The organism is Pyxidicoccus sp. M15, assembly GCF_056858435.1.
This window is the reverse complement of record NZ_CM166495.1, coordinates 3,844,448-3,861,395: the sequence shown is the minus strand read 5'-3', so window position 1 is coordinate 3,861,395 and position 16,948 is coordinate 3,844,448. Positions and strand designations below refer to the sequence as shown.

Genomic DNA, 16,948 nt, shown 5'->3' with positions numbered 1-16,948 from the left:
GCCCGCGCTACGCGGCGGCGCCCTGCCCCGGCACGAAGAGCACCTTGCCGGACGTCATGTCCGTGGAGGCGATGCGCACCGCGTCGCCCGCGGACTCCAGCGGCAGGCGCGCGCGCACCGGCGTCTCCAGTACGCGGCCCACCAGCGCGGGCACGGCCATGCTCGCCTTGAGCTTCTCGCGCCCGAAGCCCTGGCGCCCCCAGCGCTCCATCCAGAAGCCCTCCACCTTCTTGCCGCCGAAGATGAGCTCGCCGGGGTGGATGCGGCACTCCTGCTCGGACAGCAGGCCGTGGACGATGAGCGTGCCGCCGTCGGGCATCGCGTGCAGCACCTGACCGGTGAGCTTGCCGCCCACCGCGTCGAAGGCGAGCGACACCTTCAGCTCGTGGCAGATGAGGCGCAGCCGCTCCTCGAACTCGGGCTCGTGGCTGCTCAGCACGTGCTCGGCGCCGAGCTTCTTCAACAGCTCCACCTGCTCCGGCCGCCCCACCACGTGCACCATGGTTACCTTCGCGCGCAGCGACAGCGCGAGCAGCATGCGCCCCATCGAGCTCGCGGCCGCCGTCTGCGCCAGCGCCGTGTGCCCGCCCTCCCTCGCGCGCTCCATCAGCGCCCACGCGGTGAAGGGGTTGACGAAGAGGCTCGCGCCCTGCTCGTCGGTGATGTGCGAGCGCAGGGGCATGCACTGCGGCAGCCCCACCACCGCGTACTCCGCCCACAGCCCGTCGCCCTCCGCCGGGGCCACACACGCCACGCGCCGGCCCACCAGCAGCCTGCCGGTGACACCGCCCGCGGCCACCACCGTGCCGCTGCCCTCGAAGCCCGGCACCGTGGGCAAGGGCTTCTTCACCCCGTACAGGCCCCGGACGAACATCATGTCCGACGGGTTGATGGGGGATGCCGCCACGCGCACCAGCACCTGGCTGGACGTGGGCTTCGGCACGGGGCGTGTCTGCACCTGGAGCGACGTCGGCCGCCCGTCGTAGGCGGTGAGGACCAACGCTCGCATCGTCTGGGGAACGGGAGGGGTGCTCATCCGGAAGACCTTTTTATTCTCCCGCGCGTGAAAGGGGGAATTCCCAGCCTGACGCCACGCCGTGGGGAGTCGATGAGCGCCACCATTCTACAATTCCACCATCGTGAGGCCTTCGAACGGACCGTCACGCGCGCCCTCGCCGCGGGCGCCGGGGCGGGACTGATGCACCTGGTCACCCTTCGCGTGGGGCTGCCGCTGCCGCTGGCGTGGCTGGTGCCCGCCGCCGTGGTGCTGGCGTGCGCGCAGGGAGACCGGTGGGACCGCGTCCTCCTGGGGGGCCTGGGACTGCTGCTCACCGCGATTCCGTACGCGCTGGGCATGGCGCCCGGGTGGACGGTGGCGTGCAGCGCGGCGGCGGCGGGGGCGCTGCTGGTGCGCGCGCGGCTCAGCGAGCGCGGTGAGAAGGGACAGGTGGCGGAGGCGCGCCCCACCCTCGTGCACTTTGGCCTGGGCGCGGGACTGAGCGTGGGGCTCACCCTGGCCGGCCTGGAGGTGGCGCGCGTCTTCTCGGCCCGCCTGGCGGACCTGGCCACGCCGGCGCTGCTGGGGGCGGGCGTGACGGGCGGCATCCTCGGCCTGTTCGTGGGCCTGAGCGCGGTGGCCGCCCACCTGGGGCTGTCCGCGGACCCAGTGGAGGCGCGCGCGGAGGAGCTGCTCCCGAAGCTGGCAGGGGACTTCCGCACCCTGTCCGAGCGGGCCCTGTCGCTGTACCGGCAATGCGGCCAGTCCCTGGCCCTGCTGCCGCGAGAGCCCGCTCGCGAGGAGCTGGCCCGCACGCTGGCGCGCATCACCCGCGACGCGGTGGAGCTGGCGTCCGAGTGGGCCGGCGTGGAGGCGCAGCTGGAGGAGCGCGCGCAGGCGGAGCTCCAGGCCGAGCGCGAGGACTTGGAGCGCAGTGCCCGCGCCAGCACGGACGCGGTGGCGCGGCGACAGCTGGAGCTGGCCGCGGCGTCGCTGGCGGAGGAAGTCGCGCACCTGGGGGAGCTGAAGGGGCGCCGCGAGCGCATCCTCGCCCGGCTGCGCGCCGAGGTGGCCCTGCTGGAGCGGGCCCGCGTGGCGCTGCTGTCGCTGCGCAGCGGTCAGGCCCAGCTCAAGGCCGCGGAGCTGTCCGCGCTGGCCCGCCGCTTCCGCTCGCTCTCCTCCGTTCAATGGGAGGAAGGCCAGGCCCTGGACGCCGTCGCCACCCAGGCCGCGCTGTCGGTGACGGCTCCACTGTCCACTACCGGGGGCGAGCCGATTCCGGCGGTTTCCCCCCTGCCCTCGGCGGAAGAACCCTCGAATTCCGGGGGGTTGGAGCGAATCCGGGAGTCTTGAGGGGAGCCTGGCTGGCCGGGGAGGCGGGGACGAGGGGGCCCCGCGTTACCCGGCCGCCACGGCATTCTCACGGGGGTGGCCTGAAGCCGTGGGCCCTTTGGGCTACACTTTCCCCACATGAGCCCCTCCTCGGCTTCCACCCAGGCCCCCGCCTGGCTGTGGAACGGTGATGAACCCAACCTGACGTCGGTGTTCCAGCCCATCGTGGACCTGCTGCACGGCAAGGTCATCGGGCATGAGGTCCTGTCGCGGGGGCCCGGACAGTGGAGGGAGCCGCAGGTGCTCTTCACCCAGGCGCGGGCGGAGGGCTTCACGTGGGAGCTGGAGCGCGCGTGCTGGACGTCCGCGCTGCAGTGCATCTCCACGCTGCGCGACGAGCAGCGCCGCGCGCCCTTCTTCTTCAACGTCAGCCCGGACGTGCTGAGCGACCCGCGCTTCGGGGACGGCTCCACCGTGGCGCTGCTGGCCCGGTACGGCCTCACGCCCCGCCACCTCGTGCTCGAAATCACCGAGAAGGCGGCGTTCGAGGACAACGCGCTCATCCAGCGGCTGACGCGCCAGTGCGCGGCGGAGGGCTTCGGCATCGCCCTGGATGACTTCGGCGCGGGGCACTCGGGGCTGGTGACGCTGGTGCACAGCGCGCCGCAGTTCATCAAGCTGGACCAGGCGCTGGTGCGCGACATCCACCGCTACAGCTACCAGCAGCACCTGGTGAAGTCGCTGGTGGCCTTCGCCGCGAGCGTGGACGCCGTGCTCATCGCCGAGGGCGTGGAGACCTGGGACGAGCTGGCCGTGCTGCTGCGGCTGGGCATCCGCCACGTGCAGGGCTACCTCATCGCCCGCCCGTCCCCGGAGCCCGTGCTCCCCACCGGAGAGTTCGAGGCGCAGCGCCACCAGGCCATGCGCGCGCTCGACTTCCGCGAGCGCGAGGACGACGAGACGGTGGGCAGCATGATCATCCGCCGCCTGTGCGTGGACGAGACGCTGCCCGCCGAGGAGCTGCACAGCCTCTTCCGCGAGGCGCCCCAGCTGGACCACGTCGTCCTGCTGGAGGGCGACCACCCGAAGGCGCTGGTGACGCGGCAGCGCCTGACGGCACGTGACGAGCGCCCGCTGGTGGTGGAAGACCGCATGGCGATTACCACGCTGGCCCGCGTGGCGATGAAGCGCGGGGCGGAGACGCTCTATGACCCGGTGGTGGTCGTGGACGCGCAGAGCCGCTTCCTGGGCACCGTGACGATGCGTCAGCTCATCCACCGGGCCACGGAGCTGCTGGAGCGCCGCACGTCGCGTTGAGCCGAGCTGCTTCCAGTCAGTCCGCGGTACGGCATGACCAACCGCATGAAGCGGCTGCTCGGCCGTAATTCATCGCTCCGTGGCTGTGAAGCCACTGCAAGTTCCAAATCACAGCCGGAGCTCGCCACAGAGAGTGGAATCCACCAACATCCATTGGAGGAATGACAGGGCTCACCTAAGTTCCGGATTTTGTAGGAACAACTGAACTCCAAGGTGCTTGGCCGAGTCGGTCCGGGCAATGCACGAGGATGCCTGGGAATGGAGCCCTCTGTTGCTGCCGCTGGCCGCCCGACACTGCTCACCCTGCTCGAGGAACGCACGGAGCAGAATCCCACCGCGCCCCTGTTCACCTTCGTCGGGGACGAGGACAGCGCGCAGGAGTCGATGGACAGGGCCACGCTCCTGCTGCGGGCACGGGCCATCGGCGCGGACCTCCAGCAGCACGCAAAGCCAGGCGCGCGCGCGGTGCTCATCTACCCTCCCGGATTGGAGTACGTAGCCGGCTTCTTCGGCTGCCTGGCGGCGGGCATGGTGGCAGTGCCAGCCTATCCACCGGATCCGCTCCGGCTCGAACGCACGCTGCCACGACTGCAAGCCCTCATCCAGGATGCCCAGGCCACGGTGGTGCTCACCACCTCCTTCATCGCATCCATGGCGGAGTCCCTCTGCGAGCTGGCGCCGGAGCTGCGGGCGCTGCGCTGGGTCGCCACCGACGCGCTACCGGCGGGAGCGGAGACAGGCTGGCGGCGGCCGCCGCCGCAGGCGGACTCGCTGGCCTTCCTGCAGTACACCTCCGGCTCCACCGGGACGCCCAAGGGAGTGGAGCTCACCCACGCCAACCTCCTCCACAACCTCGGCCTCATCCACGGTGCGTTCCGCATGCGCGAGGACAGCGCGGGCGTCATCTGGCTGCCGCCCTACCATGACATGGGGCTCATCGGCGGCATCCTCGGCACGCTGTACGGAGGCTTCGCCACCACCCTCATGTCGCCGCTGACCTTCCTGCGGCGGCCGATGCGCTGGCTGGAGGTGCTCTCTCGCACCCACGGCACCATCAGCGGCGGGCCCAACTTCGCCTTCGACCTGTGCGTGCGCAAGACCACCGAGGCCGAGCGTGCCGCCCTCGACCTGAGCCACTGGGAAGTGGCCTTCTGCGGCGCCGAGCCCATCCGCCCGGAGACGCTGGAGCGCTTCGCCCAGGCCTTCGCCCCCAGCGGCTTCCGCCGCGAGGCCTTCTACCCCTGCTATGGCCTGGCCGAGGGCACCCTCATCGTCTCTGGCGGCGAGGTGAGCGCGCTCCCCGTGCAGCAGGCCCTGGACACGCGCCGGCTGCGCGAGGGCCGTGCCGAGCCGGCCCAGGCCGGGCAGCCGCACAGCCAGACGCTGGTGGGCTGCGGGCACTCGCTCCAGGAGCAGGAAGTGCGCGTGGTGCATCCGGAGACGCTCGTCCCATGCGCTTCCGGCGAGGTGGGCGAGGTGTGGGTGAAGGGCCCGAGCGTGGCCCTGGGCTATTGGGGCCGTCCCGAAGACACCGCGCGCGACTTCCAGGCGCGCACCTCCGACGGCGCCGGGCCCTTCCTGCGCACCGGGGACCAGGGCTTCCTCCAGGGCCAGGAGCTCTTCATCACCGGCCGCATCAAGGACCTCATCATCGTCCGCGGCCGCAACCACCACCCCCAGGACCTCGAGCTGACTGCGGAGCGGGCTCACGCCGCGCTGAGGCCGGGGTGTGGTGCGGCCTTCTCGGTGGAGGTGGAGGGAGAAGAGCGGCTGGTGCTCGTGTGCGAGGTGGACACGCGCCGGCAGCCCGTGGCGGTGGAGGAGGTTGCGCGCGCCATCAGCCAGCAGGTGGCCATGGAGCATGAGCTGCGGCTGCATGCGCTCACCCTCATCGTTCCTGGCAGCCTGCCCAAGACTTCCAGCGGCAAGATTCAGCGCCGGGCGAGCCGCGCGGCCTTCCTCGCGGGCGAGCTGCAGGAGGTGGCCTCCTGGCGCGAGCAGCAGGCCGACGGGCCCGAGGTGCCGCCCAACCCCCGCACGTCACTCGCCACCGAGCCCGAGGTGCTCCCGGCGACGCCGGAGGCCCTGGAAGAGTGGTTGCGGATCCGGCTGGCCCGCCAGCTGAAGGTGGCCCCTCGGGAGGTGAAGCGCGATGAGCCGCTCACCCGCTACGGCATGGATTCGCTGGCGGCGGTGGAGCTGACGTACGAGGTGGAGAAGGGCCTCGGTGTGGCGCTGCCCCTGCATGTCCTGCTGAGCGGGGCCACACTGGCCGAGCTGACATGGCGGCTCGCTGGCGCGCGCCGGGACTCATCCGGCCCCCTGCCTCGTGCCTCCCGCGAGCAGTCCCTGCCCCTGTCCTTCGCCCAGCAGAGGCTGTGGTTCCTCGACGAGCTGGAGCCGGGCAGCGCGCTCTACAACATCTCCGCGGCGGTGCGGCTGCGCGGCGTGCTGGACACCTCCGCCCTGGAGCGCACCATCGCCGAGCTGGTCCGCCGTCACGAGTCGCTTCGCACCACCCTCCACTCCGAGCAGGGACTTGCCTCCCAGCTCATCCACCCCGAAGCCCCCGTGGCGCTGGCCCGGGAAGACCTGGGCGCGCTTGCGCCCCAGCAGCGGGAGGCCGAGGTGCTGCGCCGGGCCTACGAGGAGGCCCTGCGCCCCTTCGCGCTGACGCGCGGCCCGCTGCTGCGCACCACCCTGCTCCGCCTGTCGGACACCGAGCACGTGCTGGTGCTGTGCATGCACCACATCGTCTCCGACGGCTGGTCCATGGGCGTGCTGGTGCGCGAAGTCGCCGCACTCTACGCCGCCTTCTGCCAGGGCCTTCCCTCGCCCCTGCCCCCGCTGCCCGTCCAGTACGCCGACTACGCCCTGTGGCAGCGCCAGTGGCTGCAGGGTGAGGAGCTCGAGCGCCAGCTGTCCTGGTGGAAGCAGCAGCTGGCCGGCGCTTCCGCTCACCTGGACCTGCCCACCGACAAGCCGCGGCCGCCCGTGCGCGACCACCGCGGCGCCAGCGTCCCGGTGCGACTGCCCGCCGCCACGTGGGAGGCGCTCAAGGCCCTGGCCCAGCAGGAGGGCGTCACCCCCTTCATGGTCCTGCTCGCCGCCTTCCAGGTGGTGCTGCACCGCTACTCCGGGGAGGAGGACCTCAGCGTCGGCTCGCCCATCGCGGGCCGCTCCCGTCCCGAGACGCAGGGCCTCATCGGCTTCTTCGTCAACACGCTCGTGCTGCGCACGCGACTGGAGGGCAACCCCTCCTTCCGCGAGCTGCTGCAGCGGGTGCGCGAGACGACGCTGGGCGCATTCGCGCACCAGGATGTGCCCTTCGAGAAGCTGGTGGAGCAGCTTCGGCCCGCGCGCGACCTGGGCCGCAGCCCGCTGTTCCAGGTCCTGCTCGTGCTCCAGCCCGACCCTCTGCCGGCCCTCTCTCTCCCCGGACTGACGCTGGCCCCCGTGGAGCTGGAGAGCCGCACCTCCAGGTTCGACCTCAACCTCTCCCTCGCCGAGTCCGCGCAGGGACTGGCGGGCTCCCTGGAGTACGCCACCGACCTCTTCGAGCCCGCCACCATGGTGCGCCTCGTGGGCCACCTGCGGCAGGTGCTGGAGGGCGTCCTCGCCCGGCCCGAGCAGCGCATCGCCGAGCTGCCCCTGCTCACCGAGGCCGAGCGCCACCAGGTGCTGGTGGAGTGGAACGACACCCGCGCGCCCCTGGCCTCCGACACCTGCATCCACCACCTCTTCGAGGCCCAGGTGGCTCGCACGCCTGAAGCCCCGGCCCTGGGCTTCGAGGGCGCCTGGCTCTCCTACCGGGAGCTGGAGGAGCACTCCAACCAGCTGGCCTGGCACCTGCGCTCGCTCGGCGTCGGCCCCGAGGTGCGCGTCGGTCTGTGCTCGGAGCGCTCCCTCGAGTTGGTGGTGGGCCTCCTCGCCATCCTCAAGGCTGGCGGTGCCTACGTCCCCCTCGACCCCTCCTACCCCCGCCAGCGCCTGGAGTGGATGCTGGAGGACGCGCGACCCGCCGTCGTGCTGGCCCAGCCCGCCCTGATGGCCCACCTGCCGGAGGCGCCGGGGGCCTCCGTGGTGTCCCTGGCCCTCGGGGACGCGTCGCTGCGCGGCCTGCCCACGCACCCGCCCGCCGCCCTGGCCACTCCCGACAACCTCGCCTACGTCATCTTCACCTCGGGCTCCACCGGCCGCCCCAAGGGCGCCATGAATGCCCACCGCCCCGTCTGCAACCGCCTGCTCTGGTTGCAGCAGGTCGATGCGCTGGGCACCGACGACGTCGTGCTGCAGAAGACGCCCTACAGCTTCGACATCTCCGTCTGGGAGTTCTTCTGGCCGCTCATCGTGGGCGCGCGCCTCGTGGTGGCCCGCCCCGGCGGCCACCAGGAGCCCGACTACCTGCTGCACCTCATCCGCGAGCAGCGCATCACCACCGTGCACTTCGTGCCCTCCATGCTCCAGCCCTTCCTGGAGCAGCCCGGCCTGGAGGGCTGCTCCAGCCTGCGCCGGGTGGTGTGCAGCGGTGAGGCGCTCTCCCCCGAGCTCACGCAGCGGTGCCTGCAGCGGCTGCCCTTCGCCTGGCTGTACAACCTCTACGGTCCCACCGAGGCCGCCGTCGAGGTCACCTTCTTCCACTGCCAGCCCCAGCACGGCCTCCGCTCCATCCCCATCGGCCGCCCCATCTCCAATACCCTCATGCGCATCCTCGATGCGCACCTGCAGCCGGTGCCCGCAGGCGTGCCCGGCGAGCTCTTCATCGGCGGCATCCCGGTGGGCCGCGGCTACATCTCCCGCCCCGAGCTCACCGCCGAGCGCTTCATCCCCGACTCCTTCTCCTCCGAGCCGGGTGCCCGCCTCTACCGCACCGGCGACAAGGCGCGCTGGCTGGCCGACGGCAACATCGAGTACCTGGGCCGGCTGGATTTCCAGGTGAAGGTGCGCGGACTGCGCATCGAGCTGGGGGAAATCGAAGCGGCCCTGGAGCAGCACCCCCAGGTGCGCCAGGCCGTGGTGGCGGTGCATGAGGGCGCCTCGGGCGACAAGCGTCTGGTGGCCTACGTGGTGCTTCCCCCGGGTGAGCAGCCGCCCTCCACCACCGACGTGCGCGACTTCCTCAAGAGGAAGCTGCCCGAGTACATGGTTCCCTCGGCCTTCGTGGCCCTGGAGGCCCTGCCCCTGACCGTCAGCGGCAAGGTGAACAGGAAGGCCCTGCCCGCTCCGGACCTGTCCCGCTCCGAGCCGCGCTCCGCCTACGTCGCGCCTCGCAATGACGTGGAGCAGCGGCTGTGTGACAGCTGGGCCCAGGTGCTCGGGCTGAAGCAGGTGGGCATCCACGACAACTTCTTCGAGCTGGGTGGCGACTCCATCATCAGCCTCCAGGTCGTCGCGCGTGCTCGCCAGGCCGGCCTCGCCCTCTCCGCCCGCCAGCTCTTCCAGCATCAGACGGTGGCGCAGCTCGCGCGGGTGGTGACGTCCGCCTCCGAGGCGCTCAGCGAGCAGGGCCCCATCACCGGCCCGGTGTCACTCACGCCCGTCCAGCTCCAGCTGCTGCGGCACGACGCGGCCCACGCCCACCACTTCAACCAGGCCGTGCTCCTGGCCTCGCGTGAGCCGCTGGAGCCCGCTCGCCTGCGCAGGGCACTCGCGCAGGTGGTGGCCCACCACGATGCCCTGCGCCTGCGCTTGCGTCAGCACGAGGGCGAGTGGCTGCAGGACCACGCCGCCCCCGACGAGGCGTCCGTCCACCTGCTCCAGGTGGACCTCTCCTCCACTCCCGCCGCCGAGCAGCCCGCCGCGCTCGAAGCCGAGGCCTCGCGCCTGCAGGCCAGCTTCGTCCTGGCGCAGCCGCCCCTGCTGCGCGCCGCCCTCTTCCAGCTCGGCAACGGCCAGCAGCGCCTGCTCCTGGTCGCGAATCACCTGGTGGTGGATGCCGTCTCCTGGCGCGTGATTGTCGAGGACCTCGAGTCCGCCTATCTCCAGGCGGTGCTCCCCCCCAAGAGCACCTCGTTCCAGGCCTGGGCTCGCCGCCTGCAGGCCCATGCCCACTCCGACGCCCTGCGGGCCGAGGCGCCGCTGTGGCTGGACGAGGCCCGCACCCGGGTGGCCCCGCTGCCCACCGACGCCTCCGGCCCCAATACCCACGCCTCCGAGCGCTCCGTCTCCATCCGCCTCGATGCCGAGGAGACGAAGCTGCTGCTCCAGGAGGTGCCCTCCGCCTGGCGCGCCCACATCAACGACGTGCTGCTCACCGCCCTGGCCCGCGCCCTGGGCGAGTGGACCGGCCAGTCCCAGGTGCTCATCCACCTGGAGGGCCACGGCCGCGAGGAGCTCTTCGACGGCGTGGACCTGTCACGCACCGTGGGCTGGTTCACCTCCTTCACGCCCGTGCTGCTGCCCGTGCCCGCGGGCGACTCGGCCGGTGAGTGCCTGCGTGCCGTGCGCGACTCGCTGCGCCGCCTGCCCCACCATGGCATCGGCTCCGGCCTGCTGAAGTGGCTCGGCCCGCACGACATCGCCCAACGACTCCAGGCCCTGCCCGTGCCTCAGGTCGCCTTCAACTACCTCGGGCAGCTCGATGCCGCGGCCGCCTCCAGCCGCCTTTTCTCCCTGAGCAACGAGCCCTCGGGTCCTTCCGCCGCTGCCTCGGGCACGCGCCTGCATGCCCTGGAGATCAACGGCTCGGTGCTCGGAGGACAGCTGCAGCTCGCTTTCGGCTACAGCACCCACCTGCACCACGCGGCCACCATCGAGTCGCTGGCCGGGCGCTTCCTGCACCACCTGCGCGCCCTCATCGCCCTGCGCACCTCCGAGGAGGCCCGCCGCTTCTCCCCGGGCGACTTCCCCCTCGCGGGCCTCTCCCAACAGTCGCTCGACTCGCTGCTGCGGCAGACCGGGCCCGACATCGAGGACCTCTACCCGCTGTCGCCCACCCAGCAGGGCATGCTCTTCCACGCCCTGCTCTCTCCAGAGTCCACCGTCTATTTCATGCAGCACTCCTGGGCCATCCACTCCAGCCTGGACTCCGCTGCCCTCCAACAGGCCTGGCAGTCCACCTGCGAGCGCCTTCCCGTCCTGCGCACCTCCTTCCACTGGCAGGGCCTCGACGCCCCCCTCCAGGTGGTCCACTCGCGCCCCCCCAGCGCCTTCGAGGTGCTCGACTGGCGCGCCCTCCGGGCCGCCGAGCAACACGAGCGCTACCAGCACTTCCTCCTCGAGGAGAGACAGCGCGGCTTCGAGCTGCGGCGCGCGCCCCTCATGGGCCTGGTGGCCTTCCACCTCCAGCAAGACGTCTGGCGCCTTCACTGGAGCCACTCCCACCTGCTGCTGGACGGCTGGAGCCTCGGCCTGGTGCTCCAGGAGTTCTTCTCCCTCTACGACGCCTGCCGCTCCGCCCGGTCCGCGCCTCCCGCCGCGCGCCCGCCCTTCCGCGACTACATCGCCTGGCTGCGCCAGCGTGACGACTCCGCCGACGCCTCCTTCTGGCGCGACTACCTCTCCGGTTTCTCCTCGCCCACGCCCCTCCCGGCCGACACCCATGCCTCGCCCCCGCCGGGACAGGCCCCCTCCCACCCCTTCCACGAGCTGCTCCTGTCCGCCGAGGCCACCGCCTCCCTGAAGGACTTCTCACGCCAGCACCAGCTCACCCTCAATACGCTGGCCCTCGCGGCGTGGGCCCTCGTCCTCTCGCGCTACTGCGGCGAGCACGACATCGTCTTCGGCACCACCTTCGCCGGCCGTCCTCCAGAGCTGCCCGGCTCCGACTCCATGGTGGGCATCTTCATCAACTCGCTGCCCACCCGCGTCCGCGTCCCCTCGGGCAGCTCGCCCCTGCTGCCCTGGCTCCAGTCGCTCCAGGCCCAGCAGCTCGAGCTGCGCCAGTACGAGCACTCTCCGCTCGTCCAGGTCCAGTCCCTCAGCCAGCTGCCTCGCGGCGCGCCCCTCTTCGAGTCCCTGCTCGTCGTCGAGAACTACCCCATCGACGCCTCGCTGCGTGAGCGCACCGCCTTCCTCGACGTGCGCGACGCCATCGCCGCCGAGCGCTCCAACTATCCGCTCGCCCTCGCCGTCATCCCCGGCACCTCGACGGTGCGGCTGCTGCTCTCCCACGACGAGCCCCGCTTCCCCGCCCCCGCCATGCAGCGGCTGCTGTCGCACTGGCGCACCGTCCTGGAGCGCCTCGTGGCCCGCCCCCAGGCCCGCCTGGACGACGTCTCCCTGCTCTCCGACGCCGAGCGCCTCCTCCTGCTGGAGCAGTGGAGCCACACGCCCGGCCCCCTCCCCCAGCAGCCCGTCCACCGTCTCATCGAGGCCCACGCGCGTCTCACCCCGGACGCCCCCGCCGTCTGCTTCGGCGAGCAGACCCTCTCCTACGGCGAGCTCAACTCCCGCGCCAACCAGCTCGCACGCCACCTGCGCCGCCTCGGTGTCGGCCCCGAGGTCCGCGTCTCCCTCTGCCTCGAGCGCTCCGTCGAGCTCGTCGTCTCCATGCTCGCCACCCTCAAGGCCGGTGGCGCCTGGCTCTCGCTCGACCCGGCGCTTCCCTCCGAGCGCCTGGACTTCATCGCCTCCGACGTCCTCGCCCCCGTCCTCCTCACCCATTCTTCCCTGGAGCACCTGCTCGACCGCCGGGGCTACGTCTTCCTCGTCGACGAGCACTCCGAGCGCCTGGAGCGCGAGTCCACCGACAACCTCGACTCCGAGGCGGACTCCAGCGCCCTCGCCTACGTCATCTACACCTCCGGCTCCACCGGCCGCCCCAAGGGCACCCTGCTCACCCACGGCGGCCTGGCCAATACCGCCTTCCAGGCGGCCCGGGCTCACGGCTACCGGTCCGACAGCCGCGTGCTCCAGTTCGCCAGCACCAGCTTCGATGCCTCCGTCTGCGAGGTGTTCTCCACCCTCGTCGCCGGCGCCTGCCTCGTGCTGGCCTCCCAGCAGCAACTGCTCCCCAACGAGCCCCTGCGCTCGCTGCTGCTCGAGCAGTCCATCTCCGCCGTCACCCTCACCCCTTCGGTCCTGGCCCAGTTGGAGCCCGAAGGCCTTCCCCTGCTGCGCACCGTCATCTCCGCCGGTGAGGCCCTCTCGCCCGAGCTGGCGCGGCAGTGGAGCAGGGCGCGCACGCTGCTCAATGCCTACGGCCCCACCGAAGTCACCATCTGCGCCACCATTGGCGGCCCGGTGGACGCGCAGCGGCTGAGCATCGGCCGTGCCCTGCCCAACGCCCAGGTGTACGTGCTCGATGAGCGCATGCGGCCGGTGGCCGTGGGAGTTGCCGGGGAGCTGTACGTGGGCGGCGCGGGCCTGGCGCGCGGCTACCTCGGCCTGCCCGCACTCACCGCGGAGCGCTTCGTCCCCCACCCCTTCGCCACCCACCCTGGCCAGCGCCTCTACCGCACCGGCGACAAGGTGCGCTGGCTGCCCCACGGCGAGCTGGAGTTCCTCGGCCGCCTGGACGAGCAGCTGAAGCTGCGCGGCTTCCGCATCGAGGCGGGCGAAGTGGAGGCGGTGCTGCGCGAGCAGCGCTCCGTGCGCGAGGCCCTCGTGGTGCTGCGCGAGGACGTGCCCGGCGACAAGCGCCTGGTGGCCTACGTGCTGTCCCAGCCCGAAACCCCGCTGGAGCCCCAGGCCCTGCGCTCCGCCCTGCTCTCGCGGCTGCCCGAGTACATGGTGCCCTCGGCCTTCGTCCTCCTGGAGGCCCTGCCCCTCAACTCCAGCGGCAAGGTGGACAAGCGGGCCCTGCCGGCCCCCTCTGGCGCCGCCACCGCCTCGGCCTCCGAGTACGTTCCTCCTCACACCAATACCCAGGTGCGCCTGGCCTCCATCTGGCGCGAGGTGCTCCACGTCGAGCAGGTGGGCCTGCACGACGAGTTCATGGACCTGGGCGGCCACTCGCTGCTGGCCACCCAGGTCGCCTCCCGCATCCGCACCACCTTCGGTGTGGAGCTGCCCCTGCGCACCCTCTTCGAGGCCACCGCCCTCGAAGCGCTCGCCCGGGTCATCGACGCCTCCCGCGCCACTCCAGCGTCTGTTTTGCCGCCTTTGCGGCCCGCCTCCCGCGAGCAGTCCCTGCCCCTGTCCTTCGCCCAGCAGAGGCTGTGGTTCCTCGACGAGCTGGAGCCGGGCAGCGCGCTCTTCAACATCCGCGCGGCGGTGCGGCTGCGCGGCGTGCTGGACACCTCCGCCCTGGAGCGCACCTTCGCCGAGCTGGTCCGCCGTCACGAGTCACTTCGCACCACCATCCACTCCGAGCAGGGACTTGCCTCCCAGCTCATCCACCCCGAAGCCCCCGTGGCGCTGGCCCGGGAAGACCTGGGCGCGCTTGCGCCCCAGCAGCGGGAGGCCGAGGTGCTGCGCCGGGCCTACGAGGAGGCCCTGCGCCCCTTCGCGCTGACGCGCGGCCCGCTGCTGCGCACCACCCTGCTCCGCCTGTCGGACACCGAGCACGTGCTGGTGCTGTGCATGCACCACATCGTCTCCGACGGCTGGTCCATGGGCGTGCTGGTGCGCGAAGTCGCCGCACTCTACGCCGCCTTCTGCCAGGGCCTTCCCTCGCCCCTGCCCCCGCTGCCCGTCCAGTACGCCGACTACGCCCTGTGGCAGCGCCAGTGGCTGCAGGGTGAGGAGCTCGAGCGCCAGTTGTCCTGGTGGAAGCAGCAGCTGGCCGGCGCTCCCGCTCACCTGGACCTGCCCACCGACAAGCCGCGGCCGCCCGTGCGCGACCACCGCGGCGCCAGCGTCTCGGCGCACCTGCCCGCCGCCACGTGGGAGGCGCTCAAGGCCCTGGCCTGGCAGGAGGGCGTCACCCCCTTCATGGTCCTGCTGGCCGCCTTCCAGGTGGTGCTGCACCGCTACTCCGGGGAGGAGGACATCAGCGTCGGCTCGCCCATCGCGGGCCGCCGTCTCGCCGAGCTCGAAGGCCTCATCGGCTTCTTCGTCAACACGCTCGTGCTGCGCACGCGACTGGACGGCAACCCCTCCTTCCGCGAGCTGCTGCAGCGGGTGCGCGAGACGACGCTGGGCGCGTTCGCGCACCAGGATGTGCCCTTCGAGAAGCTGGTGGAGCAGCTTCGGCCCGCGCGCGACCTGGGCCGCAGCCCGCTGTTCCAGGTCCTGCTCGCGTTCCAGTCCCATCCCCTGCCCGGCCACTCCCTGCCCGGGCTGACGCTGGACCCCGTGGAGCTGGAGAGCCGCACCTCCCAATTCGACCTCGCGCTCACCATCAACGAGACGCCCGAGGGCCTGGGCTGGATCTGCGAGTACAGCGCCGAGCTGTACGAAGCCGACACCATGGTCCGGATGCTCGAGCACCTGAGGGTGCTGCTGGAGGGCGTCCTCGCCCGGCCCGAGCAACGCATCGCCGAGCTGCCCCTGCTCACCGAGGCCGAGCGCCAGCAGGTGCTCGTGGCGTGGAATGACACGGCCGCCGGTTTCCCGGCCGACGCCTGCATCCACCACCTCTTCGAGCAGCAGGTGGCCCTGCGCCCCGAGGCCATCGCCCTGGAGTTCGGTGAGCAGCGCCTCACCTACCGGCAGCTGGACGCCCGCGCCAACCAGCTCGCGCACCTGCTGCGCGCGCATGGCGTCGGGCCGGATGACCTCGTCGCGCTCTGCCTGGAGCGCTCCGTGGAGCTCATCGTCTCGCTCCTCGCCATCCTCAAGGCGGGCGGGGCCTACCTGCCGTTGGACGCCGCCTACCCGGCGGAGCGCCTGGCCTTCATGCTGGAGGATGCGCCCCCCCGGCTGCTGCTCACCTCGCGCGCGCTGAGCACCCAGCTCCCCGTCTCCGCGCAGCTTCCCCGCCTGCTCGTGGAGGAGCTGGCGCTGGAGGGCCAGCCCACCACGGCACCGGACCCGGGCGTCTCCTCTCGCCATCTGGCCTACGTCGACTTCACCTCCGGCACCACCGGCCGCCCCAAGGGCGTTGCCATCGAGCACCGCTCCGTCCTGCGCCTCTTCCACGGCATCCACTACGCCCACTTCGGCCCCGAGGAGACCTTCCTCCTCATTGCCCCCATCTCCTTCGACGCCTCCACGCTCGAGGTCTGGGGCCCGCTGCTCTTCGGCGGCAGGCTCGTCGTCTTCCCGCCCCAGTCCCCGGGCGACCTGAAGCTGCTCGCCCACGTGCTGCGCCACCACCGTGTCACCACCCTGCACCTCACCGCCGGACTCCTCGCGCAGGTGGTGGACCTCGAGTTCGACAGCCTGCGGGGCCTGCGGCAGCTGCTGACTGGCGGCGACGTCGTCTCCGCGCCCCACGTCCGCCGCGCCGTCGAGGAGCTGGGCATCCCCGTCACCGCCTGCTACGGCCCCACGGAGAGCACGCTCTTCACCTCCTGTTTCCGCATGACGCGGCCGGAGCAGGTGGGCTCCTCGGTGCCCATCGGCCACCCCATCGCCAACACCCGGGTGTACCTGCTCGACGCGCGGCTGCAGCCCGTGCCCGTGGGCGTGCCCGGTGAGCTCTTCATCGGTGGCGACGGCCTGGCGCGCGGCTACCTCTCCCGCCCGGAGCTGACCGCGGAGCGCTTCATCCCCGACCCCATCTCCTCGTCGCCTGGAGAGCGCCTCTACCGCACAGGAGACCTGGCGCGCTGGCGGCCGGACGGGGTGCTCGAGTTCCTCGGCCGCATCGACAACCAGGTCAAGGTGCGCGGCTTCCGCATCGAGCTGGCCGAGGTGGAGGCCGCGCTGCGCGCCCACCCGGCCCTCCGCGAGGCCGTGGCCCTGGTGCGCGAGGACGTTCCGGGCGACAAGCGGCTGGTGGCCTACGGCGTGCCCCACCCGGGTCAGCCGGCCCCGGAGGCGGAAGCGCTGCGCGCCTTCATCGCGCAGCGGCTGCCTGAATTCATGGTGCCCTCGGCCTTCGTGGCGCTGGAGGCCATGCCGCTCACCCCGAACGGCAAGGTGGACCGGAAGGCCCTGGCGGCGCCGCAGTCCTTGCGCAGCGAGGAAGGCTATGTGGCTCCCCGCACGCCCCTGGAGCAGGAGCTCGCTGCCATCTGGGCGGAGGTCCTTGGCGTGGACAAGGTCGGCCTCCACGACAACTTCTTCAGCCTCGGCGGCCACTCGCTGCTGGCGACCCAGGCGATCTCCAGACTGCGCGCGCGCTTCGTGGAGCAATTGCCGCTGCAGGCGCTGTTCGAGGCTCCAACCGTGGCGAAGATGAGCCAGCGAATCGAACAGCTGTCAGCCCCAGCACCGCAACCCGAGGAGCAGGCGGGGGAGACCCCGGAGTGGATCGAGGAGCTTCTCTAGCGCCCTCCCTCGCCCTAACCTGATTGCCTCTCACGAAAGACT

The 16,948-nt window shown here is 71.8% G+C and carries 4 protein-coding genes; 3 read left to right on the top strand and 1 reads right to left on the bottom strand.

All coding sequences use genetic code 11. The annotated features are described in order from the left end of the window. Positions 1–7: 7 nt before the first annotated feature. Positions 8–1,036: a zinc-binding dehydrogenase gene (locus ACX9TP_RS14400; RefSeq protein ID WP_482980300.1), complete on the bottom strand. Its 1,029-nt coding sequence runs from the start codon at positions 1,034–1,036 to the stop codon at positions 8–10. Between the two features lie 72 nt (positions 1,037–1,108). Between ACX9TP_RS14400 and ACX9TP_RS14395 the strand changes: the two genes are divergently transcribed. The 3 genes from ACX9TP_RS14395 to ACX9TP_RS14385 all read left to right on the top strand — a co-directional run bounded on the left by ACX9TP_RS14395 (position 1,109) and on the right by ACX9TP_RS14385 (position 16,906). Then, entirely contained in the window at positions 1,109–2,350 is a 1,242-nt protein-coding gene (locus tag ACX9TP_RS14395) for a hypothetical protein (protein WP_482980299.1), read from the top strand. 117 nt (positions 2,351–2,467) lie between these two features. Next, positions 2,468–3,646 carry an EAL domain-containing protein gene (locus ACX9TP_RS14390; protein WP_482980298.1) on the top strand — a complete coding sequence of 393 codons (1,179 nt, stop codon included), beginning with the start codon at positions 2,468–2,470 and terminating at the stop codon, positions 3,644–3,646. Between the two features lie 258 nt (positions 3,647–3,904). Next, a complete protein-coding gene (locus ACX9TP_RS14385) occupies positions 3,905–16,906 on the top strand; it encodes a non-ribosomal peptide synthase/polyketide synthase (protein ID WP_482980297.1) in 13,002 nt (4,333 codons plus the stop codon). Positions 16,907–16,948: the final 42 nt, after the last annotated feature.

Bases quoted from the DNA above. Each gene is read 5' to 3' on its own strand.
- ACX9TP_RS14400 (WP_482980300.1), bottom strand. From the start codon at position 1,036: ATGAGCACCCCTCCCGTTCCCCAGACGATGCGAGCGTTGGTCCTCACC.
- ACX9TP_RS14395 (WP_482980299.1), top strand. From the start codon at position 1,109: ATGAGCGCCACCATTCTACAATTCCACCATCGTGAGGCCTTCGAACGG.
- ACX9TP_RS14390 (WP_482980298.1), top strand. From the start codon at position 2,468: ATGAGCCCCTCCTCGGCTTCCACCCAGGCCCCCGCCTGGCTGTGGAAC.
- ACX9TP_RS14385 (WP_482980297.1), top strand. From the start codon at position 3,905: ATGGAGCCCTCTGTTGCTGCCGCTGGCCGCCCGACACTGCTCACCCTG.